At 44.7% G+C, this 25,251-nt stretch carries 24 protein-coding genes; 17 read left to right on the top strand and 7 right to left on the bottom strand.

All coding sequences use genetic code 11. The features are described 5' to 3' along the window. Nucleotides 1-5: 5 nt before the first annotated feature. Entirely contained in the window at nucleotides 6-1,016 is a 1,011-nt protein-coding gene (locus MAR181_RS10820) for a glycosyltransferase family 9 protein (protein ID WP_013796628.1), read from the top strand. Here MAR181_RS10820 and MAR181_RS10815 read toward each other — a convergent pair. Beyond that, complete coding sequence (locus MAR181_RS10815; RefSeq protein WP_013796627.1) at nucleotides 1,009-1,965, bottom strand: methylenetetrahydrofolate reductase; 957 nt, start codon at nucleotides 1,963-1,965, stop codon at nucleotides 1,009-1,011. The two genes, MAR181_RS10820 and MAR181_RS10815, sit on opposite strands and share 8 nt — an antisense overlap. 171 nt (nucleotides 1,966-2,136) lie before the next feature. On the opposite strand from MAR181_RS10815, the gene MAR181_RS10810 reads away from it, so the two are divergent. The 4 genes from MAR181_RS10810 (at nucleotide 2,137) to ppnP (ending at nucleotide 5,433) form a co-directional block, all read left to right on the top strand. Beyond that, the gene (locus MAR181_RS10810; protein WP_245546153.1) at nucleotides 2,137-2,670 is read left to right on the top strand and encodes a DUF1285 domain-containing protein; all 534 of its coding nucleotides are present in this window, start codon (nucleotides 2,137-2,139) and stop codon (nucleotides 2,668-2,670) included. Between the two features lie 87 nt (nucleotides 2,671-2,757). After that, nucleotides 2,758-4,095 (top strand): DEAD/DEAH box helicase, encoded by a 1,338-nt coding sequence (locus MAR181_RS10805; protein ID WP_013796625.1) that lies wholly within the window; start codon nucleotides 2,758-2,760, stop codon nucleotides 4,093-4,095. 102 nt (nucleotides 4,096-4,197) lie between these two features. After that, nucleotides 4,198-5,094, top strand: coding sequence for a transcriptional regulator GcvA (gcvA, locus tag MAR181_RS10800; protein WP_013796624.1), 897 nt, complete (start codon nucleotides 4,198-4,200; stop codon nucleotides 5,092-5,094). A gap of 48 nt (nucleotides 5,095-5,142) precedes the next feature. After that, nucleotides 5,143-5,433, top strand: a complete 291-nt coding sequence (gene ppnP, locus MAR181_RS10795; RefSeq protein ID WP_013796623.1) for a pyrimidine/purine nucleoside phosphorylase — start codon at nucleotides 5,143-5,145, stop codon at nucleotides 5,431-5,433. A gap of 102 nt (nucleotides 5,434-5,535) precedes the next feature. Here ppnP and MAR181_RS10790 read toward each other — a convergent pair whose 3' ends face one another. After that, nucleotides 5,536-7,218 carry a lytic transglycosylase gene (locus MAR181_RS10790; protein WP_013796622.1) on the bottom strand — a complete coding sequence of 561 codons (1,683 nt, stop codon included), beginning with the start codon at nucleotides 7,216-7,218 and terminating at the stop codon, nucleotides 5,536-5,538. A 55-nt stretch (nucleotides 7,219-7,273) separates the two neighbouring features. Beyond that, nucleotides 7,274-8,047 carry a hydroxyacylglutathione hydrolase gene (gloB, locus tag MAR181_RS10785; RefSeq protein WP_013796621.1) on the bottom strand — a complete coding sequence of 258 codons (774 nt, stop codon included), beginning with the start codon at nucleotides 8,045-8,047 and terminating at the stop codon, nucleotides 7,274-7,276. A gap of 89 nt (nucleotides 8,048-8,136) precedes the next feature. On the opposite strand from gloB, the gene MAR181_RS10780 reads away from it, so the two are divergent. Genes MAR181_RS10780 through dnaQ form a run of 3 tightly spaced genes read left to right on the top strand, consistent with a single transcriptional unit; the run spans nucleotide 8,137 to nucleotide 10,030 of the window. Beyond that, the gene (locus tag MAR181_RS10780; protein ID WP_013796620.1) at nucleotides 8,137-8,877 is read left to right on the top strand and encodes a class I SAM-dependent methyltransferase; all 741 of its coding nucleotides are present in this window, start codon (nucleotides 8,137-8,139) and stop codon (nucleotides 8,875-8,877) included. Beyond that, on the top strand, nucleotides 8,874-9,314 hold the full coding sequence (rnhA, locus tag MAR181_RS10775) for a ribonuclease HI (RefSeq protein WP_013796619.1): 441 nt from the start codon (nucleotides 8,874-8,876) through the stop codon (nucleotides 9,312-9,314). Before MAR181_RS10780 ends, rnhA begins: the two co-directional genes overlap by 4 nt. Then, nucleotides 9,314-10,030 (top strand): DNA polymerase III subunit epsilon, encoded by a 717-nt coding sequence (dnaQ, locus tag MAR181_RS10770; protein WP_013796618.1) that lies wholly within the window; start codon nucleotides 9,314-9,316, stop codon nucleotides 10,028-10,030. The genes rnhA and dnaQ overlap by 1 nt, the downstream gene beginning before the upstream one ends. 85 nt (nucleotides 10,031-10,115) lie before the next feature. On the opposite strand, the gene nhaB is transcribed toward dnaQ, so the two are convergent. Further along, complete coding sequence (gene nhaB / locus MAR181_RS10765) at nucleotides 10,116-11,618, bottom strand: sodium/proton antiporter NhaB (RefSeq protein ID WP_013796617.1); 1,503 nt, start codon at nucleotides 11,616-11,618, stop codon at nucleotides 10,116-10,118. Nucleotides 11,619-11,790: 172 nt separating this feature from the next. On the opposite strand from nhaB, the gene sohB reads away from it, so the two are divergent. Further along, nucleotides 11,791-12,831: a protease SohB gene (gene sohB, locus MAR181_RS10760; protein ID WP_013796616.1), complete on the top strand. Its 1,041-nt coding sequence runs from the start codon at nucleotides 11,791-11,793 to the stop codon at nucleotides 12,829-12,831. A gap of 86 nt (nucleotides 12,832-12,917) precedes the next feature. Here sohB and MAR181_RS10755 read toward each other — a convergent pair whose 3' ends face one another. From MAR181_RS10755 to folX, 3 genes are read right to left on the bottom strand one after another with little or no spacing between them, the layout of a single operon-like run. Then, complete coding sequence (locus MAR181_RS10755) at nucleotides 12,918-13,805, bottom strand: hypothetical protein (protein WP_013796615.1); 888 nt, start codon at nucleotides 13,803-13,805, stop codon at nucleotides 12,918-12,920. Further along, nucleotides 13,802-17,215, bottom strand: a complete 3,414-nt coding sequence (gene mfd, locus MAR181_RS10750) for a transcription-repair coupling factor (protein WP_013796614.1) — start codon at nucleotides 17,213-17,215, stop codon at nucleotides 13,802-13,804. Before mfd ends, MAR181_RS10755 begins: the two co-directional genes overlap by 4 nt. 6 nt (nucleotides 17,216-17,221) lie before the next feature. Then, a complete protein-coding gene (folX, locus tag MAR181_RS10745; RefSeq protein WP_013796613.1) occupies nucleotides 17,222-17,590 on the bottom strand; it encodes a dihydroneopterin triphosphate 2'-epimerase in 369 nt (122 codons plus the stop codon). A gap of 444 nt (nucleotides 17,591-18,034) precedes the next feature. Between folX and MAR181_RS10740 the strand changes: the two genes are divergently transcribed. The 8 genes from MAR181_RS10740 to nqrM all read left to right on the top strand — a co-directional run bounded on the left by MAR181_RS10740 (nucleotide 18,035) and on the right by nqrM (nucleotide 25,248). Further along, nucleotides 18,035-19,372: a Na(+)-translocating NADH-quinone reductase subunit A gene (locus tag MAR181_RS10740; protein WP_013796612.1), complete on the top strand. Its 1,338-nt coding sequence runs from the start codon at nucleotides 18,035-18,037 to the stop codon at nucleotides 19,370-19,372. A gap of 3 nt (nucleotides 19,373-19,375) precedes the next feature. Beyond that, nucleotides 19,376-20,572, top strand: a complete 1,197-nt coding sequence (locus MAR181_RS10735; RefSeq protein WP_013796611.1) for an NADH:ubiquinone reductase (Na(+)-transporting) subunit B — start codon at nucleotides 19,376-19,378, stop codon at nucleotides 20,570-20,572. Further along, nucleotides 20,565-21,365 (top strand): Na(+)-translocating NADH-quinone reductase subunit C, encoded by an 801-nt coding sequence (locus MAR181_RS10730; RefSeq protein WP_013796610.1) that lies wholly within the window; start codon nucleotides 20,565-20,567, stop codon nucleotides 21,363-21,365. Before MAR181_RS10735 ends, MAR181_RS10730 begins: the two co-directional genes overlap by 8 nt. Further along, the gene (locus MAR181_RS10725) at nucleotides 21,365-22,027 is read left to right on the top strand and encodes an NADH:ubiquinone reductase (Na(+)-transporting) subunit D (protein ID WP_013796609.1); all 663 of its coding nucleotides are present in this window, start codon (nucleotides 21,365-21,367) and stop codon (nucleotides 22,025-22,027) included. The genes MAR181_RS10730 and MAR181_RS10725 overlap by 1 nt, the downstream gene beginning before the upstream one ends. Beyond that, a complete protein-coding gene (nqrE, locus tag MAR181_RS10720) occupies nucleotides 22,028-22,636 on the top strand; it encodes an NADH:ubiquinone reductase (Na(+)-transporting) subunit E (RefSeq protein ID WP_013796608.1) in 609 nt (202 codons plus the stop codon). It begins immediately after the preceding gene. Between the two features lie 42 nt (nucleotides 22,637-22,678). After that, nucleotides 22,679-23,905 (top strand): NADH:ubiquinone reductase (Na(+)-transporting) subunit F, encoded by a 1,227-nt coding sequence (gene nqrF, locus MAR181_RS10715; protein WP_013796607.1) that lies wholly within the window; start codon nucleotides 22,679-22,681, stop codon nucleotides 23,903-23,905. Between the two features lie 63 nt (nucleotides 23,906-23,968). Next, nucleotides 23,969-24,982 carry an FAD:protein FMN transferase gene (locus MAR181_RS10710; protein ID WP_013796606.1) on the top strand — a complete coding sequence of 338 codons (1,014 nt, stop codon included), beginning with the start codon at nucleotides 23,969-23,971 and terminating at the stop codon, nucleotides 24,980-24,982. 32 nt (nucleotides 24,983-25,014) lie between these two features. Next, nucleotides 25,015-25,248 carry a (Na+)-NQR maturation NqrM gene (gene nqrM / locus MAR181_RS10705; protein ID WP_013796605.1) on the top strand — a complete coding sequence of 78 codons (234 nt, stop codon included), beginning with the start codon at nucleotides 25,015-25,017 and terminating at the stop codon, nucleotides 25,246-25,248. The last annotated feature ends 3 nt before the right edge of the window (nucleotides 25,249-25,251 follow it).

The following is a 25,251-nucleotide window of genomic DNA, read 5'->3' as shown; positions in this document are numbered from 1 at the left end:
AAGAGATGCAGCAAGATAAAATTCAACACTTGGCCGTCGTGCGATTATCCGCATTAGGGGATGTCTGTCATGCCATGGCTGTTGTTCAGGCCATTATGAAACAGAATCCTAGCATGCAAGTGACTTGGATAACGTCACCTTTAGAAGCCAATTTGGTGCGTTTATTAGCGGGTGTCAGGGTCATTGAATACGATAAAAAAACGGGCTTTTCTGGCTTGTGGTCCCTACGTAATAAGTTACGAGGTCAGACATTCGATGCCTTGCTGCATTTACAGTGGTCGTTACGAGCTAGCTTACTCACCTTAGCTATTAAGGCGAAACGACGGATTGGTTTTGCTTTGTCTCACTCACGGGAGAGGCAGCATTGGTTTGTGAATGAGTTGGCAGCTGAACCAAAGGGCGAACATGTGTTGGATTCTTTCTTATCGATCGCCAGTGTTCTGGGAGTCGATGAACCGAATTTGCCTTGCGATTTGACCTTGCCCGAGGTGACCTTGCCATTACCGGATTCTTATGTGGTGATCAATCCTTCGGCCTCGAACCCTCAGCGGAATTGGACTTTGGAAGGGTATCAGGCGTTGCTGGATGAGTTACGTAAGCTTGGCAAAAGTGTGGTGTTGACCGGTGGGCCGTCAGCCGATGAGACGGCCTTGGTTGAAAGCATGTTGGCAGGACGTACTGAGCAAGTGATTAACTTGGTGGGTAAAACGCCTTTGCCTATGATGTTATCGGTACTGAAAGGTGCGGATTTAGTGATTAGCCCTGATACGGGGCCGGCTCATATGGCCACCTTAGTCGGAACGCCAGTGATGGGCTTATATGCGCACTCAAATCCTCATCGTACAGGGCCTTATCGAGACTTGGATAAAGTCGTCAGTGTCTACGAAGAGGGGATTGCAAAAGAATATCAGCAGCCTTTATCAGAGTTGCCTTGGTCAACACGAGTACATGACCCAAAAGCCATGCATTCTATTGCCATTGAATCCGTATTAACACAACTGCATAAGCTTATATAAGGGCTTGTTCCGCCAGTTTAAGGTCGAGAGTGGCCTTTAATAAGCGGTAAAGTTGGATTGAAGCATCAATTTCTTCTTTACGGTTAGTCAGGCTTTCGATGTTTAACCCCAATGGCACGCCAAGTGGTAATGCGACTTCAATAATTTGTTCTAATGCATTGCGGCAAATCTTGATGGATTCTTCCAGCGGTGTTTCTGAGTCGAGAATTCGATGTTTGGTCGCTTCTGGTACTGAGATCCCCAACCATTCCATAAAATCAAGGGTTTTGGCGCTGCCGCATGGGGTGAAGGTTAAAATGATGCGTGTTGGATTTTTGCCTTCTTCTTTGCAAGATCGAGCATAGCGGCTAATGAGATCGGCAGTTGCTTGAGGGTTGTAAACAGCCTGAGAAATGAAGAAATCGCAACCTGCGCTGACTTTCTTGATCAAACGAAGATGCTCATCGCCTTTTTTAGCATGGCGTTCTGCTATGGTGACGCCACCTAAATTGAAGTTATGCGGTGAGCTGGCTAGGGTTTGATAAGCTTTTGGCAAAGGCAGCTTGATGTCGCCTTCAGAAGAAGGGGAGCCAACCAGTACCAAATCACGAATACCATAATCTTCCCAAGCTTCAGTTAACCAGCCAGAGAATTCTTCGGCGCTTCGAGAAGACACAGATTTGTAGGTGACAACGGGTTTTTCTGACGCCAGATGTAAGCGTTTTGACCAAGCTCTTGGGTCATGAGTTTCCATAAAAGGGAAGGGACGTGGCTTATCGATACGGCTTGTTTCATCTTGAATGTCATAAACGATCAAGCCGTCTACCTCAATGTCCTCTAAGCGATGTAATAGTTTTTGGCTGATTTCTTGAAGTTGTTCTTCTTGAATGGAGGACCTTGGCGGTGTCGTGCCAATAAAATAGATGCCACGACGAATGTCCTGAAACTTTCTTGCCAATTCCGATTTCATAATGTCACACTCTTTTTATGTGAAGCGAATTTATTGTTCGCCTCTTAATGTATTCAATACAGACAGTCTAGCAGTGAATGAATTTCAAGGCTTTATGGTTAAGTTGAATAATATTAAAGTAAAAGTGAGTTGGGCTAATCCGTTATAGGCTGATTCATTGGGGTAATGAAGATGATTGATTTAAAAGTACTGCCAAACGATGCCAAGCTTCCTCCTGTTCATACTTGGCATCCTGATCTTTGTGGCGATATGGATATGCTGATAAAAGCGAATGGGGACTGGATACATGATGGTGGAAAGATCCACCGTCCAGCCATGGTGAAAATGTTCAGCCGGATCTTGTGGCAAGAAGAAGGAGAGCATTTTTTAGTCACCCCAGTGGAAAAGGTGCGCATACAAGTTGAGGACGCGCCATTTTTAGTCACTCAGTGGCGTCAAATGGAAACGACTGCCGGCTTGGCTTATGAATTCACGACCGCCACGGACGATGTCATGGTATTAGGTGAGAACACTGATATTTGGTTGGCTGACTTTCATGGTGAGCAGCGTCCTTATCTGCGGATGCGATATGGTATGAAGGCATTGTTGAGCCGTTCCGTATTCTATCATCTGACGGAGTGTCTTGAGCCTGTGACCGTCGATGGGCAAACTGGTCTAGGCTTGATCAGTGCCGGGAAATCTTACCTATTAATGCAAGATGAATAAGGTATTTTTCTTGGTCTGAGTTATAATAACGGCATTAAAGAAATCGGCCCATTAAGGGCTATCTAGCAGACATATTGAGGTGTTTTTTTGTTATTCGAAGATTTTGGTTTTGATAATCGTATTTTAAAGTCCATTGGTCACCTTGGCTTTGATGAAGCGACGGAAATTCAAGCACGTGCGATTCCTGAAGCCATGGCTGGTCGTGACTTGTTGGCCTCTTCGAAAACGGGTTCTGGTAAAACACTAGCCTATATTTTGCCTGCCTTGCATCGAGTATACAAAAAGAAAGCCTTGTCTCGCCGTGACCCCAGAGTGGTCATTCTGGTGCCAACTCGAGAGTTAGCAAAGCAGGTTTTTGGTCAATTACGTTTGCTATTAGCGGGCAGTCGTTTAACGTCTGTGTTGATTTTGGGGGGCGAAAACTTCAATGATCAGCATAAGTCATTGCAGAAAGATCCGCATTTTATTGTGGCGACGCCAGGGCGATTAGTCGACCATTTGAAACAACGCCATTTGTATTTAGAAGGGCTGGAATTACTGATTCTTGATGAAGCCGATCGTATGCTGGATTTGGGCTTTGCGGACGCCATGCGAGCGATTAATAATGCCGCTAATCATCGCCAGCGACAAACCTTGTTCTTCTCTGCGACCCTTGATAATACGGATGTGAATGAGATGGCCTCGGAGTTACTTAAAGAGCCGTCAAGGGTAGCGATTGGGCAAGGTTACGATGAGCACAAGGATATTCAGCAGCATGTATTATTGTGTGATCATTTGGATCATAAACAAGCCTTACTGAAACACCTATTGTCAGAGCAAAGCATTAAACAAGCCATTATTTTTACGGCAACCAAAGCCGATACCGTGCGTTTAGCCGAGTTGGTCGCTGAGTGGGGGATGACTACTCAAGCATTGAATGGCGATTTATCGCAAAGCGCTCGAAACAAGACCATGGAAAGTTTTGCGAAGGGGCAATTTAATGTACTTGTGAGTACGGATTTGGCCTCTCGTGGTTTAGACATTGCCAGTGTTTCGCATGTCTTTAACTTCGATCTACCAAAGCAAGCGGAAGAGTTTGTTCACCGCACGGGCCGAACGGGTCGAGCTGGTTTCAAAGGGGATGCTTATTCCTTAGTTGGACCAAAAGATTGGTTGAGTTTTAAAGCCATTGAAGCGTTTTTACAGAAAACCTTTTCCCTTGAAAGTGTCGAAGGCTTGGAAGCGAAGTTTAAAGGTTTGGTGCCGCCCAAACCTAAGAAAGCCAATACGGCGGTTAAAAAGGATTCAAAAGCGCCTCGTAAAGCGTCTCAAAAGAAAAAGTCATCTCCAGTACGAAAACGTTTTCATGAAGACCGTCAAGATGGTTTTGAGGCCTTTAAGTTACCTGTTAAGCGAACTAAGTCGCCAGTGTCCGATGAAGAGTAAATACTAACGAATGTTATGTACGATGAATTAGAAAGATCGCATGATATTGATTTAATGGTGATCTATATTCACCCTATGGATTGATTCTACGGAGAAGAGCTTATTAATCGTTTACCCCCATTAAACTCATTAAGGTGTTTTGAATCGGCTGCTCGTCATGGCAGTTTCAATAAGGCGGCCAAGGAATTGTCCGTGACACCTTCTGCGATTAGTCATCAGATTAAAGGCCTTGAGGGCTTTTTGGGAATTGAGTTATTCCGTCGGACTAAGCGTAAAGTTATTTTAACGGAAGCAGGGGAATCTTATTTAAAACCCATTAAAAGTATTTTTGAGCAGCTGGAAAGTGCCACATCAGAATTAAAGAGTCAGCAGAAATCCGGTTCTTTGAGATTGGCGGTGGCGCCGGCTTTCTTGACACGATGGTTGATGCCGCGAATGGAGAGCTTTCAAGAAAGCTACCCGGATATTGAGATTGAAATCAGTTCATCAACTGGTTTGGTGGACTTTTCGGCGAATGACATCGATATGGCGGTGTATTTTGGTAGCGGTGAGTGGGATGGAATAGAAGCCCATTATTTGCGCCCTTCAAGATTGGCACCGGTTTGTAATCCTCGTTTGATTAAGCCTGATCGTCCGATTAATAAGCCAGACGACATGCGTTTTTATCCTTTGTTGCACGTGACTAAGCGAAAAGATGAATGGAATGACTGGCTTAAGCAGCATGATCTGGATCCTAACAAATTTCGACGGGGCTTGATGTTTTCCAGTGGTTCTCTAACCGCAGGTGCTGCAGCACAAGGGCTGGGTATTTCCTTATCCGATCCGGAATTGGTTATGCCTGAGATCGTTGATGGGACTCTTAGGGTTTTATTTGATCAGCACTTGATAACCGATAAAGCATTTTATTTAGTGTATGAAAAACGCCGTTCGGTGACGCCGGCCATGCTGGCTTTTAAAGAATGGATTATTGAGAGAATGGTGGTTTACGATGAAGAGTAAAGTGTATCCCTCCACAGTTGTTTTAGTATGTTGAAATGAGAGAAAGATATGAGTAAGGCGTTAACGGTAAACAGTTATTTTGAAGATCAAGTGAAGTCGATTGCCTTGGACAATGCCGAAGGGGTGTCTACGGTTGGTGTCATGCAAATCGGTGAGTATGAATTTGGTACTAGCCAGAAAGAATACATGACAGTGGTGTCTGGCAGTTTGACGGTAAAATTGCCAGGTGAGTCAGATTGGCAAACCTTTACTAAAAACCAAACCTTCATCGTAGAAGCCAATCAAAGCTTTGGTGTTAAGGTGGCGGAAGTGACCGCTTACCATTGCCGTTACGAATAAGCTGAATTCGATAAAGACAACAAAAAAGGCTGATTCCATTTGGAATCAGCCTTTTTTATGACACCTAGTTGTTGTGCCCGTTTTAATTACTGTGCGTTTGGGTTAGTTTCCCGCCACGACATTGATCATGAGTGTGACGCGATCACCTGGTTGAACGTATTTCTTACTGCCTACTTTAGGGTTCCAACCGCGAATGTCATTAACGGATACTTTGAACTTATTGGCCACTTTCGCTAAGGAATCGCCAGATCGTATGGTGTAGACCACTTTTTTCATGACACTGCGTTGTGTCGTTTGAGATTTTTTAGGTTCTAACCATACGACAAGTTTTTTACCTGGCATCAGAGGATCGCCTAAGCCCATTCCATTCCAGCGAGCTAGGGTTTTACTGGTGGTGCCATATTTGTTGGCAATCAACCACAAGCTATCACCTGAGTTCACTGTGTACTTGATTTTGATCTTGTTACGGTTGGGTGCTCTTGACTGCTTGGCTAGCAAGCGTTGGTGAGAGCTTAAGGTGTAACTTTCAATATTATTGCCCGCCACTGGAATCATCAATTCTTGGCCAACTCGAATCAAGGAAGATGAAATCTTGTTAACATTTTGTAAAACATTAACTGTCGTGTTGTGTTGTTTTGCCACAAGCAACAAATTATCCCCCGCTTTCACGGTATAGCGAACCCAGGTGACGCGTTCTTTATTGGGGATTTCAGCGAGCTTGGTACGGAAGTTTTTCGCTTTACTGACAGGAATCAATAGACGGTGAGGGCCATCTGGTGACGTGGCCCACTGATTGAAACCAGGATTAAGCAAATACACTTCATCAATGCTGATGTTTGCCATTTGTGCTGCTTGAGCAAGGTCAAGCTGACCACCAATATTGACGACGTCAAAGTACGGTTTGTTTGGAATAAAATAGGTGTTGTAGTTGTATTTTTCTGGGTGTTTGATGATCTTTGCTAAGGCGATTAACTTAGGTACGTAAGCACGTGTCTCACGAGGTAAATCCAAAGACCAAAAATCGGTGGGCTTACCGGCACGCTTATTCTTACGAATTGCACGCATTACCGTACCTTCGCCTGAATTGTATGACGCTAGGGCATGTAACCAATTACCATCAAACATCTTGTGCAGACGTGTTAAATAGGCAATGGCAGCTTGAGTGGAACCAATAATGTCGCGACGTCCGTCATACCACCAAGTTTGATCTAAGCCATACATTTGTCCAGTGGATGGAATGAACTGCCAAGGGCCAGAAGCACGTCCATGACTGTAACCGAATGGATCAAAGCCACTCTCGACAATAGGCAATAGGGCAATTTCGGTTGGTATGCCAGCTTTCTCTAGTTCATCAACAATATAGTACAGGTAGCGCTCGCCACGCTTGGACACGCGATCCAAATAGCGAGGGTGTGAGCTATACCAACGAAGTTGTGAAGAGAGGCGCGGACGATCAATGTCTAAATTAAACTGGTATCCAGCTCGCACTCGATCCCAAATGTCTTCAGGTTCTTTTGGTTTGCTGGCTACAATCGCAAGGTCATCGGCTTCTTCTACTTCGACGATGTCGTCATCAGCGGCTGCGAGCTCTTCCACTGTCGCTTCAGCATCGACAGTTGGAACCGTATCAATCATGCCAATGTGCTCAGGACTGGCTTCAACCACTTGAGCTTCTTCGGTGCTTTCAAGGGGATCAGATGCGGCGCTTGTTTCGACCTTGGAGACCGTTTGGCACGCCGTTAGGAGTAGGCTTGTTAAACAAACCCATAATAATTTATATGTCATGAAGGGTCACAAAATTGAGTAAAGTTTGGCCATTTTATCGACCTGAATATTCAGGTCAACTAAAACTGTCTTTTGCGCGTCTTACTTGACTGAAAGCGGCGCTAGGTTGATGGGCTACTTCCTCGCTAAGTTGCTGTGCTGCTTGAGCTTTTACCACCTCTAGATGTGAGCGTAAAAAGGGGTTGGTTTTTTTTTCTAAATCAAGCTTGCTGGGCAAAGTAACTTGTGCTTGCTGACGCAAGATTTGGCAGTGGTCATTGGCTTCCCGTAAAGCAGGGTTGTTGGGCTCTAGAGACAGGGCGAAGCGATAATTTGCGAGGGTGTATTCATGGGTACAATATACTAAGGTTTCGTCGGGCAGAGCCGAAATTTTTTGCATCGCAGACAGCATTTGTTCAGCCGTTCCTTCCATGATGCGTCCGCAGCCGCCTCGAAACAGAGTATCGCCGCTGAACAGAAGAGGGGTTGCTTGGTCACTGAAATAACACAGATGATCCAGTGTGTGCCCAGGCGTTTCTATGACGCGGAATGGTCGGTCAAAAATGTCAACTTGGTCACCTTCAGAAAGTGGATGTGTGATCAAATGGGTTAAATGAGCTGGGCCAAAAACCGGGCATTGAAACCTCTCTTTTAGCTTGGCTACACCACCTGTGTGGTCTTTGTGGTGATGAGTAATAAGGATTCCGGCTAATTGTTTGCCATGTTGTTGGCAGTAATCTAGCACAACATTTGCGTCACCAGGGTCAATTGCCCAGATAAGGGAGGTATCATTGTGGCGGATTATCCAGATATAATTGTCTTGAAAGGCTGGAAGCGGAAAAATAATCATAAACTTTCTACTTTAAATAAGAAGTCGATGTAAATCATGGCGTATCAAAGTTGGATTGGTGTCATGACGCGATAAAGAGATTTCATTGTATGTTGGATGATCAATCAAGACAATTGTTTCAAACTTGGTATGAAACCCCGCTTGGGGCGGATTTGTTGCAGTTTGAATTGCAGCAAATCGAAGCAGAACTGGACCTTGCCATTGGCTATTATCTGGTGTGCCAATCGCCGTTAAAACAATTTCCCATAAAGCATGACAGGTTGCGTGAAAACTTGCTGATCGCGCCAACGTTAGAACTGGGTGCTTCTGTTAATACCGTGGTGGCGAAAGCATCCGAGCTGCCGTTTGAATCTGACGGTGTTGATGTTCATGTGTTTCACCACACTCTGGACGTCTCTTCCAGTCCTCACGATGATTTACGCGAAGCGGCACGGACGTTATTACCGAGCGGTAAGATAGTCATTGTCGGTTTTAACCCATGGAGTTGGTGGGGCATGAGACGGATAGTGTCAAAGTGTGTGAAAGCACCTTGGTGTGGTCGCTTTATTCGCTATCAACGGCTTGAAGACTGGTTAAAAGTCGCTGGCTTGACACTAGAGAGTAAGCACTTTATCTACTATGAGCCTCCTATCCAAAGTGCGAAGTGGCGTGGGCGATTTAACTGGTTAAACCGATTTTTTAAAGCATTGAAACTGCCCTTTGGTGGTGTCTATGTGATGACGGCAACCAAACATGTGAAACGTAATATTCCATTAAGGTCTCGTTGGTCAGGAGCGCGAGTTCGTGTTCCGCCATTAACGAAACCAACCGCAAAAGAGATGAAAGAGTGAAAGAAGTTGTAATTTATACCGATGGTGCGTGTAAGGGTAACCCTGGCATAGGTGGTTGGGGAGCTTGGTTAACCTTCGGTGGTCATGAAAAACGCTTGTGTGGTGGAGAACGAGACACCACCAATAATCGAATGGAGCTAATGGGGGCAATAGAAGGCCTAAAAGCGTTAAAAGAAGCTTGCGACGTGACCTTGTACACGGATTCTTCTTACGTTCAAAAAGGCATCACTCAATGGCTTGCCGGTTGGAAGAAGAAAGGTTGGATGACGGCTTCAAAACAGCCCGTTAAGAATAAAGATCTATGGCAGGCGTTGGATGATGCCTGTCAAAAGCATCAGGTGACTTGGAAGTGGGTAAAGGGGCATGCTGGTATTGAAGGGAATGAAATTGCTGATCAATTGGCGAATCAAGGCATTGATGAATTGAGGGCGCAATAATGAGACAGGTCATACTGGATACCGAAACAACCGGTATTGATCCTCGGCAGGGTCATAAGATCATAGAAATTGGTTGTGTGGAAATGGTGGGTCGTAAGCTAACGAAAAACCATTTTCATGTTTATATCAATCCCGATCGAGAAATTGAAGAAGAAGCGTTTCGTGTCCACGGAATCAGTAATGAGTTCTTGAATGACAAACCGCGTTTTCATCAAGTCGCACAAGAATTTTTCGAGTTTATTAAAGGGGCTGAATTAATCATTCACAATGCGCCGTTTGATATTGGTTTCATTGATCATGAATTCGCTTTACTTGGGGCGGGTTACCCTAAGGTGGCGGATGTTTGTGGTGTGTTTGACAGCTTAGTATACGCTCGCAAAAAACACCCAGGTCAAAAAAATAATCTTGATGCCTTGTGTAAGCGTTACGGCATTGATAACTCTCATCGTGATTTGCACGGGGCGTTATTGGATTCGGAAATCCTGGCTGATGTGTACTTGTTGATGACGGGTGGCCAAACCAGTCTGGGTTTGGCAAACAGCTCTGATTCAGATTCAAATGAAGACGGCAGTGTGGGTGAAATTCGTCGTTTATCCCCTGAACGACCAGCCTTAAAAGTGATTCGTGCCAGTGAACGTGAACTGCAAGCTCATGAAGAACGATTGGATTTGATTGAGAAAAAATCTGGTCAGGCTCTATGGCGAACCAATTCCTGAGAACCAACTCCTAAGTTGATACTTTCTTGAGTCCATAAAAAAGCGCTTACTTCTTGTCGAGGTAAGCGCTTTTTTTGTGATTGATTTAGAGAAGGTAGGACACGCACAAACCACCCACAATGCTTAGTACAAACGTATAAGGCAGCGCCATCCAAACCATTTTACCGTATGACAATCGCAACAGTGGTGCGATGGCTGAGGTTAGCAAGAATAGAAAGGCGGCTTGCCCGTTTGGCGTGGCCACGCTGGGTAAGTTTGTCCCTGTATTAATGGCAACAGCCAGAGTGTTGAAATGCTCTTTGCTGATCATACCGGCGTCCAAGGCCTCTTTTACTTCACCTATATAAACCGTCGCGACGAATACATTATCACTGATGGCAGAGAGCAAGCCGTTGGCGATAAAGAACATAAGTGGCTGGGTTTCGGTTGGAAGGTTTAGCACCACATCAATGATTGGCTGGAACAAATGTTGTTCATGAATTACTGAAACTATGGTGAAGAAAACCACTAATAAAGCCGTAAAAGGCAAAGCCTCTTCGAAAGCGTGGCCGATTTGATGTTCTTCTGTAATGCCGTTAAAGGCAGTGAGCAACACGATGACCATGAGCCCGACTAAACCGACTTCAGCCACGTGAAAGGCAAGAGACAAAATGAGAATGCATGCCACAATGCCTTGGATAATCAATTGTGCTTTATGTCGTGGTGTACTCTTAAGCGACTCTTCCTTTTCAAAGTTTTTTAAGATGTTACGAACGTTCTCTGGTAAGTGTGCTCCATAATCAAACCATTTGGTTTTTTCTAGTATGACCACGGTCAATAGGCCGCACGCCAATACCGGCATTGAGATAGGGGCGACGCGTATAAAGAATTCGAGGAAGTCCCATCCAGCGACCTTTGCAATCAGTAGATTTTGCGGTTCGCCGACCAGAGTGGAAACGCCGCCAAGGGCTGTACCAATGGCACCATGCATCAATAGACTGCGTAAAAAAGAACGGAATTCCGCTAAGTCATTTTGGTTAACGGGTAAGACTTTTTCATCGCTGTTTGGGTTGTGCTTACCACTAGAGGTCTGGTCAGAAGCGACCTTGTGGTAAACGGAATAAAAGCCAACACTGACACTAATCAGTACCGCGGTTACGGTTAAAGCGTCTAAGAAGGCGGACATTACTGCGGCCGCAAAGCTAAATACTAAGGAGATAATGACCTTCGAGCGAATCTTGACCAGCAATTTGTTAAAGATGAACAGAAGCATGCCTTGCATGAAATAGATGCCTGCCACCATGAACATCAGCAATAAAATCACATCAAAGTTTTTAATGACCTCGTGATAGACGCCATCACTAGTGGTGAGGCCAAGTAATACGGCTTCTAAGGCAATTAAACCACCTGGTTGAAGAGGGTAGCATTTAAGTGCCATGGCTAAGGTGAAAATAAATTCAATAATCAGTAACCAGCCAGTCACAAAAGGGCCCAAAGTAACAACGGCAATGGGATTGAGAATCAGAAAAGCAATCACGGCTTGTTTATACCAGAGAGGGGAACTCCCTAGGAAATTGTTTCCAAGCGCATGTGATATAGAGGTTTTCATTAATGGCTCCTTTGAGACGTAACTTGTGTGCAAGTTTTGCTTATTTTTAATGGGCAGAATAATAAGGGATAAATAGCAGGGTATCTATAGCGGATATTGCATATAAAGCATTGTTATTTGCGTTTATTACCCCATTATCACAAAGACTTATAGAATGTAGAGGAAGATGACGTTGGAATTTCTAACTGACTATGCTGGTTTTTTATTGAAGTTGGTAAGTGTGGCTTTAGTAATTGGTGTGTTACTTGCGATGGTGGCAAATGGTAAACGTAAATCGCAGCCGGGCAGTTTATCTGTCACTAAGTTAAATGAAAACTACGATTCCATGAAAGAAGACTTGGATCGTCAACTGCTTGATAAGAAAACGCTAAAAAACCAGTTAAAAGAAAAGAAGAAACAAGAAAAGCTTGATAAGAAAGCCAATAAAAAGGCCGCCAAAGACACGCAAGAGGTGCCTAAAAAACGCCTTTATGTGTTGGATTTCGATGGTGATATTAAAGCCTCAGCTGTGGCGTCAATGCGCGAAGAAATCACCGCAATATTAAGTGTGGCGACGGCAAAAGACGAAGTGGTTGTGCGTCTAGAAAGTGGTGGTGGTATGGTGCATAGCTATGGTTTAGCGGCTTCTCAATTGCAGCGTATTCGCGAAGCGCAAATCCCTTTGACAATTTGTGTCGACAAAGTCGCCGCCAGTGGTGGTTATATGATGGCGTGTGTGGCCGATAAAATTATCGCTGCTCCTTTTGCCATTTTGGGATCGATTGGTGTGGTTGCTCAAGTGCCTAACGTCCATCGTCTACTGGATAAGAGTTTGATTGACGTGGAGCTACATACGGCGGGCAAGTACAAACGTACCTTGACTATGTTAGGTAAAAATACCGATGAAGGACGCGAGAAATTTAAGCAAGACCTAGAAGATACTCATGGCTTATTTAAAAGCTTTGTATCAGAACAGCGACCTCAACTTGTCATTGATGACATTGCAACGGGTGATACCTGGTATGGCCGTGAAGCATTAGAGAATAAGTTGGTAGACCAAGTCATGACCAGTGATGCTTATTTGGTTGCTCAATATAAAGATTCAGAGGTTGTGCAAGTGTCTTATAAGCAACCTAAGGGCATGGCTGAACGTTTAGGCTTATCTGTGTTCTCGGCGTTTGAGCAAAAAGCGGTTACTTGGTTGGGTAAATTGACTCAATCACGTGGTTTCTAAAGGCACGCTTTATCGTACCGTTTGTCATCTTGCTAAGAGCAAACATGACAAACGGTACTTTTTGGGTTGATGATACTGCTAAGGCGTTACTCGCTTGGGGCAATTTGCACTGGTGCTGTAATCGCCTGAGGTCGAGTAAGCTCATTGGTACTGTTTAATGTATCAAATGTGAGGCTCTGGCCAGTTTCAGGTGACATGGTTTGAAGGGCAATTTTTTCAACCGCTTCTTCAAGTTCTAGTGGCTGAAAGTACAGCAGTGTCCCAATCGTCGGGTGATCCAGGTAGTTGAGTTTTTTGCTGGCTGTCTTGTTGCGCATGTCGAGGGCCAAAACAAGGGCAGGTTCAAACGCTTTTAAATCTCTTGTGTTGGCTTGTTCACCTTGGTTGGACTCTTGATTAGAAAAAAATAGGCTGTTTTGATTCTTTTCAATGGGCATGGACGTATCCGGTTGGGTAAAGCTATCAAACAAGAAATGCTTGTATTGGATTTCCGATTCTAGATATCGACCCAGTTTGATACGAATGTCTCCGGTTAATTCAGGGTAACCATCCTTTATTTCATCGCTGTGAAAGGATTTCTCAATTATGTCGCCTGGGCGTTTAAAGATCAGTGTCCATTGTTGGTTCAATAAGACTCGCACATGCGGCCCTAATTTTTCCGCGATCTTGATCAGCGGCGTTGGTAAGCCTGGTTGACTGATCGGTTCATCCTCTAGCATTTCTGCTTCCGTGGTAGGGGCTCCTTGCAAAGGCTCAGAGCCATCGGGGGCTGTTTCCGGAAGACGGAATAGACCTTGTGTGGTGAGGATGTTTTTGTAGTCAATTTGCTCACTGGTTTTATCGTCTGGCCAAATAAAGGTGACAAGGTAACCTTCATAGGCTCTGGCTGTGTCAGGGTCGATGGGTTCATCAATCGCTTGACTTGGGCTACTGATAAAAAGCAGCGTAAAGAGAGTTAGGGTTATTTTTTTCAATGTAATAATTCCAACGTTTTGGTGGTCTGTTGGAAGCGATCTTCAGAGCTGTTCATACTGGCAAGGAACTTAAGAGTATCCGAACCGGCCAGTTTGTATGTCTCTGGCTTTTTCTGAATCAGGCTGATTAACTTCATTGGGTCAACAGGCGTTTTACTATTAAAGAAGATTTTACCTTCTTTTGCGTTTGCTTCAATTTTATTAATGCCAAGTTGTTCGGCTTTTAGTTTGATCTCTGTCTGTCGGAACAAATTCTTAGTGGCATCGGGTAATAAGCCAAAGCGGTCAATCATTTCCACTTGCAAGTCTTTCAGCTCTTCACTGGTGCTGGCGTTGGCAATGCGTTTATACAAAATTAAGCGTGAATGCACATCGCCTAGGTAGTCTTCTGGAATGAGGGCTGGCACGCGCAAATTGATGTCGGTTTGCGCAGGCGTTGAGATATCGACATCAGGTGATTCGCCATTCTTGAGAGATTTTACCGCTCGATCCAGCATTTCCATAAAGAGAGAGAAGCCAACATGTTCAATGTGGCCACTTTGCCCATCGCCCAATAATTCCCCTGTGCCACGAATTTCTAAATCATGGGTTGCCAAAGTAAAGCCAGCGCCGAGCGTATCGGCCAAACTAATGGCTTCGAGGCGTTTTTCGGCATCTGGAGTGACTTTGCGGTCATTTGGTGTCAGCAGATAGGCGTACGCTTGATGGTGGGAGCGACCCACGCGACCACGCAATTGATGCAGCTGGGCAAGACCAAATTTGTCGGCACGTTCAATAATAATGGTGTTGGCATTGGGGATGTCAATGCCGGTTTCTATGATGGTTGAACAGACCAGCACATTGGCGCGTTTGTGGTAGAAGTCAGACATCACCTGTTCCAGCTCTCGTTCACGCATTTGTCCATGGCCAACCATGACCCGAGCTTCTGGAATAAGGGCTTCTAATTCCTCGGCGGCTTTTTGAATGGTTTGCACTTCATTGTGTAGGAAGTAAACCTGACCACCACGATGCAGCTCTCGTAAAATGGCTTCTTTGACCTGGTGCTCGTCCTTTTGTTTGATGAAGGTTTTAACCGACAAGCGTTTGGCGGGTGGTGTGGCAATAATGGACAGGTCTCGAATGCCCGATAGAGACATGTTAAGCGTACGCGGAATCGGGGTTGCGGTCAGGGTTAGGATGTCGACTTCTGATCTGAGGGTTTTGAATTGTTCTTTCTGTTTCACCCCAAATCGATGCTCTTCATCTATGATCACCAAACCTAAGTTGGCAAATCGAATGTCACCTTGGATCAGCTTGTGTGTGCCAACCACAATGTCGGCTTTGCCTGACTCTAAGCGTTCAATGGCTGTTGTTGTTTGCTTGCCTGATCGGAAGCGAGACAAGAGTTCAATCTCGACGGGCCAATCGGCAAAACGGTCGCAGAAGTTCTCGTAATGTTGTTGGGCAAGTAGGGTGGTTGGAACTAAAACTGCTACTTGTTTGCCATCTTGAACGGCTAAAAAGGCCGCGCGCATAGCGACTTCGGTTTTGCCAAAGCCCACATCGCCACAAACCAATCTGTCCATGGTTTTTTTGGCGGACATGTCTTGTATGACAGCATCAATGGCCATTTGTTGATCTGGTGTTTCTTCAAAAGGGAAGCCTGCCGAGAAGAGTTCATATTGATCGTCTGGTTTGGCGAAGTTATGGCCTATTTTGGCTTCCCGTTTGGCATAGATTTCCAACAGTTCGGCGGCGGTGTCGCGGGCTTTTTCGGCGGCTTTCTGTTTGGCGACACTCCACTTGTCTGTGCCCAATTTGTGTAGTGGGGCAGTATCTTCATCGGCTCCGGTATAACGTGAAATAAGCTGCAATGAGGATACTGGAACATAAAGCTTGGCATCGTTGGCGTAGCCGAGGGTCAGTAGTTCGGTTTCTTGGCCATCAATTTCTAAATTGGTCAGACCAAGGTAGCGTCCTACGCCATGGTCAATGTGGACCACGGGTGCGTTTAGTCTCAGCTCAGTGAGGTTGCGAATGATGGCGTCTTCGCTGATGTTCTGTTGTTTGTTGCGGCGTCGGTGTTGTGACACTCGTTCACCAAGTATGTCGCTTTCGGGAATCAGCGAGACGTCATCTTGAATGGTGAAGCCGCGCCCAATTAATCCTTCAGTGATGGCGAGCGGATGATCCGACTGTAAGAAATCGGCCCAATTATTGACTTGTTTAGGGGTAATTTGATGTTTTTTGAGAAGGTCTAGTAGAGCCTCTCGTCGCCCTGCGGATTCGGCCACGATTAATACACGATTCTGAGTGGCGTTTAAATATTGTTTTAATTTCGCTAATGGGGTGTCGGCTTTCGAGTCAATTTTAACATCGTCTATGGCTTGATATTGTGGATGATCCCCTTGTGTGGAAAAAACCACATTGCTGAATTGATTGAGTAGACTGAATACCTCGTCTTCTTTTAAACCCACTTCTTCGGGTTTTAAAATCGGTCGCTCTATATTGTAGCTTAATGATTCGTAGCGACTGCGAAAGTCCAGTTGCACACTCGCTAACTGTTCATGAAAGGCATCAGAGCGAATAACCAAAGTGTCGTTGCTCAAGTAGTCAAACAAGCTTGACGTTTGTTCAAAGAACAGAGGTAAGTAATACTCAATACCAGCTGGCATTAAACCACTGGAAATGTCTTGGTAAATTGGGCAAGCCAAAGGATCGACGTCAAAGCGTTCACGAAAGGCCTGGCGAAACTGTTGAATGCTTTGGCTTGTTGTGGGGAACTCTTTAGCGGGCAGCATATAGATTTCTGACACTTTGCTAATGCTACGTTGGGTTTCAGCATCAAACCAGCGAATAGAGTCAATGTCATTATCGAACCAGTCAATCCTAATTGGTTGGTTTGCCCCAGTAGGAAAGATGTCCATGAGTGCGCCTCGAATGGCGAATTCACCGTGTTCGTGAACATTGTCTACATTTAAATAACCTGCTTTGCTTAATTTATCTGCTAGTGTTTCCAGTGGCAGTTGTTGGCCTTCTTTGAGGTGGAAGCGCTCTCTATCAAGGTGCTGCTTCGGGCACAAGCGAGTTAAGCAGGATGCCACAGTGGCCAGTATGATCGGGTTTTTGCTCTCACTTATTTTGGCAAGCGTCTCCAATCGTTGGGAGATGATGTCTTGATGTGGTGAAAACGCATCATAGGGTAAGGTTTCCCAATCGCTGAATCTGAGTACTTGCTGTTGCAAGGGTTTGAGGAAGTGAATTTCATCTTCTAGCTCATTGAGTTCGGCAACGGTGTTAACCATATACAGAATAGGCTTGTTGTATTGTGCTGCTAAGGCGAGAAGTTGCAGCGCTTTACGGCTGCCTTCTAGGCCTTGGATGTGATTTTTGAATCCCGGCTTTAGGGTTATGGACATGTTGTGTGTCATTGGGGGCTATCGGTCTCGAGTGGCGGAGAGGGTTAAGGAAACGGAATCAGCAAATCTTAAGGCATGTGGCTTGGCAACTTCTACCTTGGCAAACGTGACATGACTTGGCGACATACAAATCTCTAACAAATCTGCAGTGAGTTTTTCCAGTAATAAAAAGCGGTTGTTTTCAGTGTGGGCTATCATTTGTTTACAGATGGTTCGGTAATTTACCGCATTTTCGACATCGTCGGTGTTGTAAGCTTGGCCAGCAGGGTAGTGAATCCAAGCGTTGATGACGACATCTTGTTTGTTGGTTTTTTCGGATTCATTGAATCCAATAAAGGTTCGCAGGCGTAAATTGTTAATATGAATCTGAGCATCAGGTTTGATCATAAAATTTGCTTCCCTGTTTGATGGGCCCACTATTTATAAGTAAGCGATATTGTGGCGGTTTCGTTCTGCTATATCAACTTAGCAATCAGAATGCTTTTTCCTATACTGGAAAAAGTGGCTTTAGGATTGCTTTGTTTACAGAAAAGTAGAGGGTGCTAAAAAAGTTTGTTGTGATAAACCAACAAGAAAGGCACATTTTTTGTACGGAAAATAGACGAATGAGTAAAAACTCGTAGTTTTCGATCAAACTTGCTGCTCAAAGGCGGTGCGATACGCTGGTCAATGTCGACAATGATCATTATAATACGTCGGTTTTTAGGTGAAGTGAGTTTGTGTTTTTAGCTGTCTTTACGTTAGCTAGACGCTTGTACATGCTTTCCCGGAGGGGGGTGCAAGCAATGACACATAACGCTTTTGTGTTCAATTTATTGTTGGGCAGAACATATGTATAAAATTACAAAAGGCCTTGATCTTCCGATCTCTGGTGCTCCCAAGCAAGTGATTGAGAGTACGTTAGCAGCAAAAACGGTTGCTTTGATCGGTCCTGACTATCATGGAATGAAACCGACCATGCTGGTTCAGGAAGGGGATAAGGTAAAGAAAGGGCAAGTTATCTTTACGGATAAAAAAACGGAAGGTGTAAAGTATACTGCCCCAGCCTCTGGTACGATTGCTGCGGTTAACCGCGGTGAGCGACGTGTATTTCAATCTATCCTGATTAATGTCGAAGGTGACGAATCCGAAACCTTTGCGGCTTATTCAGGATCAGAATTAAAATCGTTAGAGCGTAGTAAAGTTGTTGATAATCTTGTTGAATCTGGATTATGGACTGCGTTCCGTACGCGCCCTTTCTCAAAAGTTCCTGGTATCGATACGACACCGAGCTCTATCTTTGTTACGGCAATGGACACTAATCCATTGGCGGCGAATCCTGAAGTGGTATTAGCCGAACAAGCGGAAGCCTTTGCTGATGGTCTGACGGTATTGACGCGTTTGACAGAAGGTAAAGTGTTCGTATGTAAAGCGCCAGGTGCTAAGATTCCAACCACGTCTGATGTGACTGTGGAAGAGTTTTCTGGTGTTCACCCAGCGGGTCTTGCTGGTACACACATTCACTTTCTTGATCCTGTAAATGACAAAAAAACGGTCTGGTCTGTTAATTACCAAGACGTGATTGCCATCGGTAAGTTATTTGTTACTGGTGAGCTGAGTGTTGAGCGTGTGGTGGCATTAGCTGGACCGCAGGTTAAGAATCCTCGTCTGATCCGTACCCAACTTGGTGCAAGTCTTGAGCAACTGACCGCAGGCGAAATGTCTGACGATGACAATCGTGTTATCTCTGGTTCGGTATTGTCTGGACGTAATGCATTTGGTCCTTTTGCTTTCTTAGGTCGTTACCATCACCAGGTGTCTGTATTGCGTGAAGGTCGTGAACGCCAAATGATGCATTACCTTCGAGCCGGTGTAGAGAAGCATTCTTTAATGAACGTGTTTATCTCTAAGTTGACGGGCAAGAAATCATTTGAAATGTCGACGACGACCAATGGTAGTGACCGTACTATGTTGCCGCTTGGTAATTTTGAACGCTTGATTCCGATGGACATTTTGCCAACCCAATTGCTGCGTGCTTTGGTGGTAAATGACACAGAGCAGGCTCAAAAGCTAGGTGCGCTTGAGTTAGACGATGAAGATTTGGCGTTATGTACTTACAGTTGTTCAGGTAAGTTTGAGTACGGTCCAATTCTTCGTGATTGCCTAACTCTAATAGAGAAAGAGGGTTAATTCATGGGACTTAGAAAAGTACTTGATAAAATCGAGCCTGAATTTCATTCAGGTGGTAAATACGAAAAATGGTACGCGCTGTTTGAAGCGGTTGATACTATTTTCTATCGTCCAAGCTCTGTAACGAAAAATGGTTCTCATGTTCGTGATGCGGTTGATATGAAACGTATCATGATCCTGGTTTGGATGTGTACCTTCCCAGCTATGTTCTTTGGTATGTACAACATAGGTTTGCAAGCCAATACAGCCATGGAAGCCATGGGGGTTACAGCTGCAGATACTTGGCGTCATGCCGTAATCGGCGGTCTAACTAACTATGATCCGGGCAGCATTTGGGACAACATGATTTATGGTGCGATGCATTTCTTGCCAGTGTATCTTGTTACCTTTGTTGTGGGTGGTTTTTGGGAGGTTTTGTTTGCCTCAGTGCGTAAGCACGAAGTAAACGAAGGTTTCTTTGTTACCTCTATCCTGTTTTCGCTTTCTCTGCCAGCGACAATTCCGCTATGGCAAGTTGCTTTGGGTATTACCTTCGGTGTGGTACTGGCGAAAGAGGTCTTTGGTGGTACCGGTAAAAACTTCTTGAACCCAGCCCTTGCAGGTCGTGCTTTCTTGTTCTTCGCTTACCCAGCGTCTATGTCTGGTGATGCGGTTTGGACAGCAGTTGACGGTTTCTCCGGCGCAACAGCACTAAGCCAACTAGCGGCAAGTGGTGTACCTGGTGTCACAGTCGCTTGGTCTGATGCTTTCTTTGGTTTTATTCAGGGTTCAATGGGTGAAACCTCGACGTTGGCAATCTTGATCGGTGGTGGTGCTTTGTTGATCATGCGCATTGCTGCGTGGCGTATCGTAGCGGGTGTTATGCTTGGTATGGTGGCTATGTCGGCCTTGTTTAATGTCATCGGCTCTGACTCCAATCCAATGTTTGCTACACCTTGGTACTGGCATCTGGTATTGGGCGGTTTTGCGTTTGGTATGATGTACATGGCAACGGACCCTGTCTCAGCCTCTATGACAAATCGCGGCAAATGGTTCTACGGTGCTTTGATCGGTGTGATGGTTGTCTTGATTCGTGTTGTTAACCCAGCGTACCCAGAAGGTATGATGTTGGCGATCTTGTTTGCGAATTTGTTCTCGCCATTTATTGACCACTTTGTTGTTCAGGCGAACATTAAACGGAGGATTGCACGCAATGGCTAGCAGTAACGATAGTATTAAAAAGACCATTTTAGTCGCCTTTTCATTATGCTTGGTCTGTTCGATTTTTGTTGCCGCTGCGGCGGTTGGACTGAAGCCGATTCAGAATGCCAACAAAGATGAAGACCGTAAGCGCAATATTTTGTCTGCGGCGGGTATGCTTCAAGAGGGTAAATCAGTTGATGAGATCTTTGCATCAGTAGAAACTCGTATTGTTGACTTGCAAACAGGTGAGTTTGCGACGGCTGAAGAATTGCAAGCAGAAGGAATTAATCCTGACACATTTGACCAAAAAGTAGCCGCTAAAGACCCAGGTCTTTCTGTTTCTTTGTCTGGTGAAAATGATCCTGCTGGCATTAAACGACGTGCTAATTTTGCCTCCGTTTACTTGGTGAAATCAGGCGATGATATTGAGCGTATTATTCTTCCAGTTCATGGTTATGGCCTATGGTCGACTATGTATGGCTTTATGGCCTTGGAAGACGACTTCAATACCGTGATTGGTTTTGGCTTCTACGATCAGGGTGAAACACCTGGATTGGGTGGTGAAGTTGATAATCCAAACTGGAAAGCACTATGGAAAGGTAAAGAGGTTTACAACGATCAAGGTCAAGCGATTATTGCGCTGGCTAAAGGTGGGGTAGATAGCTCTGATCCGAACGCATCTCATAAAGTAGATGGATTGTCTGGTGCCACTTTGACGAGTCGTGGTGTCACGCATCTTGTTCAATACTGGTTGGGTAAAGAAGGGTTTGGTCCTTTCTTGTCTCATCTTCGTAGCGAAGGAGTTCAATAATGTCTGAAGTCAAAAGTGTCCTTTTTGGACCAATCCTATCAAATAACCCGATCGCGTTGCAGATCTTGGGTATTTGTTCTGCTTTGGCAGTAACAAGCAGTTTAAGTGTTAGTTTGGTTATGGCAATTGCTTTGACCCTAGTAACGGCTTTTTCAAACTTCTTTATTGCTATTATTCGAAACCATATCCCTAACAGCATCCGTATCATTGTACAGATGATCATCATTGCGTCTTTGGTAATTGTGGTAGATCAGGTTTTGAAAGCCTTTGCTTTTGAAATCAGTAAACAGTTATCTGTATTTGTTGGTTTGATCATTACTAACTGTATCGTAATGGGGCGTGCTGAAGCCTTTGCTATGAAGAATGGCCCAGGCATGAGTTTCCTTGATGGTATCGGTAACGGTCTTGGCTACAGTGCAATGTTGATTGTTGTTGCCTTCTTCCGTGAACTATTAGGTGCTGGCAAATTGTTTGGTGTTGAGATCTTTGCCACTGTCCAAAATGGTGGTTGGTACCAGCCTAACGGTTTGATGTTGCTGCCACCAAGTGCATTCTTTGTGATTGGTTTGGTGATCTGGGCTTTGCGTGCTTACAAGACAGAGCAAGTTGAAGAGCCAGAGTTTAAGATTGCGGCAAACTCACGTGCACAGGAGGCGCTATAAATGGAACATTTAATTAGTCTATTTGTTAAGGCTGTATTTGTTGAAAACATGGCCCTTGCCTTCTTCCTAGGTATGTGTACTTTTTTGGCGCTGTCGAAAAAAGTTGAAACAGCCATAGGTCTTGGCATTGCGGTTATTGTTGTATTGGCCATTACCGTGCCTTTGAATAACCTGTTGTACACCAACCTCTTGGTTGATGGCGCTCTAGAGTGGGCTGGTTTGCCTGGTGTTGATCTAAGCTTCTTGGGTCTGTTGAGTTACATCGGTGTTATTGCAGCGGTTGTTCAGATACTAGAGATGACGTTGGATAAATACATGCCAGCGTTATACAACGCCTTAGGGGTATTCTTACCGCTAATTACCGTAAACTGTGCCATCATGGGTGCGTCACTTTTCATGGTTGAACGTGACTATAACTTCAGTGAAAGTCTTGTTTATGGTGTGGGTGCTGGTGTTGGTTGGGCGCTTGCGATTGCAGCCCTAGCTGGTATTCGGGAGAAACTTAAGTATTCAGACGTGCCTGCAGGTCTACGTGGTCTAGGTATTACCTTTATCACTGTTGGTTTGATGAGCTTAGGTTTTATGTCATTTTCTGGTGTGCAGCTTTAATTTGTCGCACAGTTGGACAACGAAGAATAGGGTTTAACTAACATGGTCAACTTAGAAATTATTCTAGGTGTGGTAATGTTCACTGCCATCGTGTTGGCACTGGTAGCAATCATCCTTGCTGCTCGTGCTCGCTTGGTGAGTACTGGTGACGTTACAATCCGCATCAATGGTGAAAAAGAAGTGACGGCGCCAGCTGGCGGTAAGCTGCTTCAAACATTAGCAAACAGTGGTATTTTCTTATCTTCTGCCTGTGGTGGCGGTGGTACTTGCGCTCAGTGTAAGTGTAAGGTGACAAGCGGTGGTGGTTCTATGCTATCCACTGAGCAGTCTCACTTTACTCGCCGTGAAGAGAAAGAAGGTTTACGTTTATCTTGTCAGGTGTCTGTTAAGCAAGATATGGATGTAGAAGTGCCGGAAGAAGTGTTCGGTGTTAAGGCGTGGGAATGTACTGTTGAGTCCAATCCAAACGTAGCGACTTTCATCAAAGAACTTACTTTGAAATTGCCTGAAGGTGAAAACGTTGACTTCCGTGCCGGTGGTTACGTTCAGCTTGAAGCTCCAGCTCACACTGTTCACTACAAAGATTTTGATATCGAAGAAGAGTACCGTGGTGACTGGGATAAATTTAACTTGTGGAAATTTACTTCTAAAGTAGACGAAACGGTTATTCGTGCTTATTCTATGGCGAACTACCCAGAAGAGAAGGGCTTGGTTAAATTTAATATCCGTATTGCTTCGCCGCCTCCAGGTAAAGACGATTTACCTCCGGGTCAAATGTCGTCTTATGTCTTTAGCTTGAAACCAGGTGATAAGATCAAAGTATATGGTCCTTTCGGTGAATTCTTCGCGAAAGATACTGATGCAGAAATGGTCTTCGTTGGTGGTGGTGCTGGTATGGCACCAATGCGTTCACATATCTTTGATCAGCTTAAGCGCTTAGAGTCTAAGCGTAAGATCTCTTTCTGGTATGGTGCGCGTAGTATGCGTGAAGCCTTCTACATGGATGAGTACGACAAGTTGCAAGAAGAGAATGATAACTTCGAGTGGCACTTGGCGTTGTCTGATCCTCAGCCAGAAGATAACTGGGAAGGTAAAACAGGCTTTATTCATAACGTTTTGTATGAAAATTACCTGAAAGATCACCCAGCACCTGAAGATTGTGAGTTCTACATGTGTGGGCCTCCAATGATGAATGCATCTGTCATTAAGATGCTTGAAGATTTAGGTGTAGAGAAAGAAAACATCTTGTTGGATGATTTCGGTGGCTAATGCCTGAATAAAGACCCACCACTTGGTGGGTCTTTATTTTGTTGCTAACTAAAAAGATGTGTTATGCGTAAAAAAATACTATTTTCGACGTGTGTAGTGATTCTGTTAGCAGTGGTTTATCGCTGTTCTTCTTTTACCCCTGAGCTTGTTAGTTTCTCTGGCCCTACTATGGGCACCACCTATACGGTAAAATTCTATACCACGAGTGATATTTCAAACCCTTGGTCTTTAAAAGGGAATGTGGATGCCGCGTTGGTGCGAGTAAATGAGTTGATGTCGACTTATGATCCGAGCTCTGAATTATCAGAATTCAATAAAATGCCAGCCGGTTCGTCTTTGCTGATCAGTGATGAAATGGCCTATGTCATTGATAAGGCTTTGTTGATTAGTCAGATGACAAAAGGTGAGTATGACGTCACCGTTGGTCCTTTGGTTAACCTGTGGGGCTTTGGTCCAGGAAATCGTGAGGATAGGGTGCCAAGCGAGGCTGAAATCGAAACGGCAAAATCCAAAGTGGGTTATCAGAGTTTGATTTTAGAGAGTGGTAAGCTTACCAAAGAAAAAGAATTGTATGTGGATCTGTCTTCGATAGCTAAGGGTTATGGTGTTGATGCGGTTGCGCAAGTTCTGCAAGACAAGGGTATTAAAAGTTTTTTAGTGGAAGTGGGTGGTGAAATTGCCTCTAAAGGTGAAAAACCAGATGGTACGCTGTGGCGAATTGCCATCGAGAGCCCGGCTGGCGGTCATGAAATGGCGGAGCGAGTGATTGATCTAGACAATATGGCTGTAGCAACGTCAGGAGACTATCGTAATTACTTTGAAAAAAATGGCGTGCGCTATTCTCATACGATTAATCCTTTAACGGGCAAACCCATTACCCATCGTTTGGTTTCTGTTACTGTAATAGACAAAACCACCACTATGGCAGATGGTTTGGCCACTGCCATTACGGTATTAGGACCTGAAAAAGGTCTTGAGTTTGCTGAGCAGAATGGTATTGCTGCTTACTTATTGGTGAAAACAGATTTTGGTTTTGAAGAGCGTCCATCGGATGCGTTTAAGCCTTACTTGAACTAGGCTTAGGAAAATTATTTGCTTTTGGAGGCGTTATGTTAACAGCTATTATCGTATTTGCTGCGATGTTGTTGGTAGTAACTGCAATGTCAGTAGGTGTGTTGATGGGGCGTAAGCCTATTTCCGGTTCTTGTGGTGGCATGAGTGCACTTGGAATGGAAGTGGCTTGTGATATTTGTGGTGGCGATAAAGGCAAATGCGAAAAAGAAACGAAAAAAGCCGCCGCCGCGAAAGTCTCAGATGACGTATTTTACGACGCATCTAAATAATTG

It is taken from the genome of Marinomonas posidonica IVIA-Po-181 (genome assembly GCF_000214215.1).
Classification (GTDB): Bacteria; Pseudomonadota; Gammaproteobacteria; order Pseudomonadales; family Marinomonadaceae; genus Marinomonas; species Marinomonas posidonica.
This window is presented reverse-complemented; position numbering and strand designations above follow the sequence as displayed.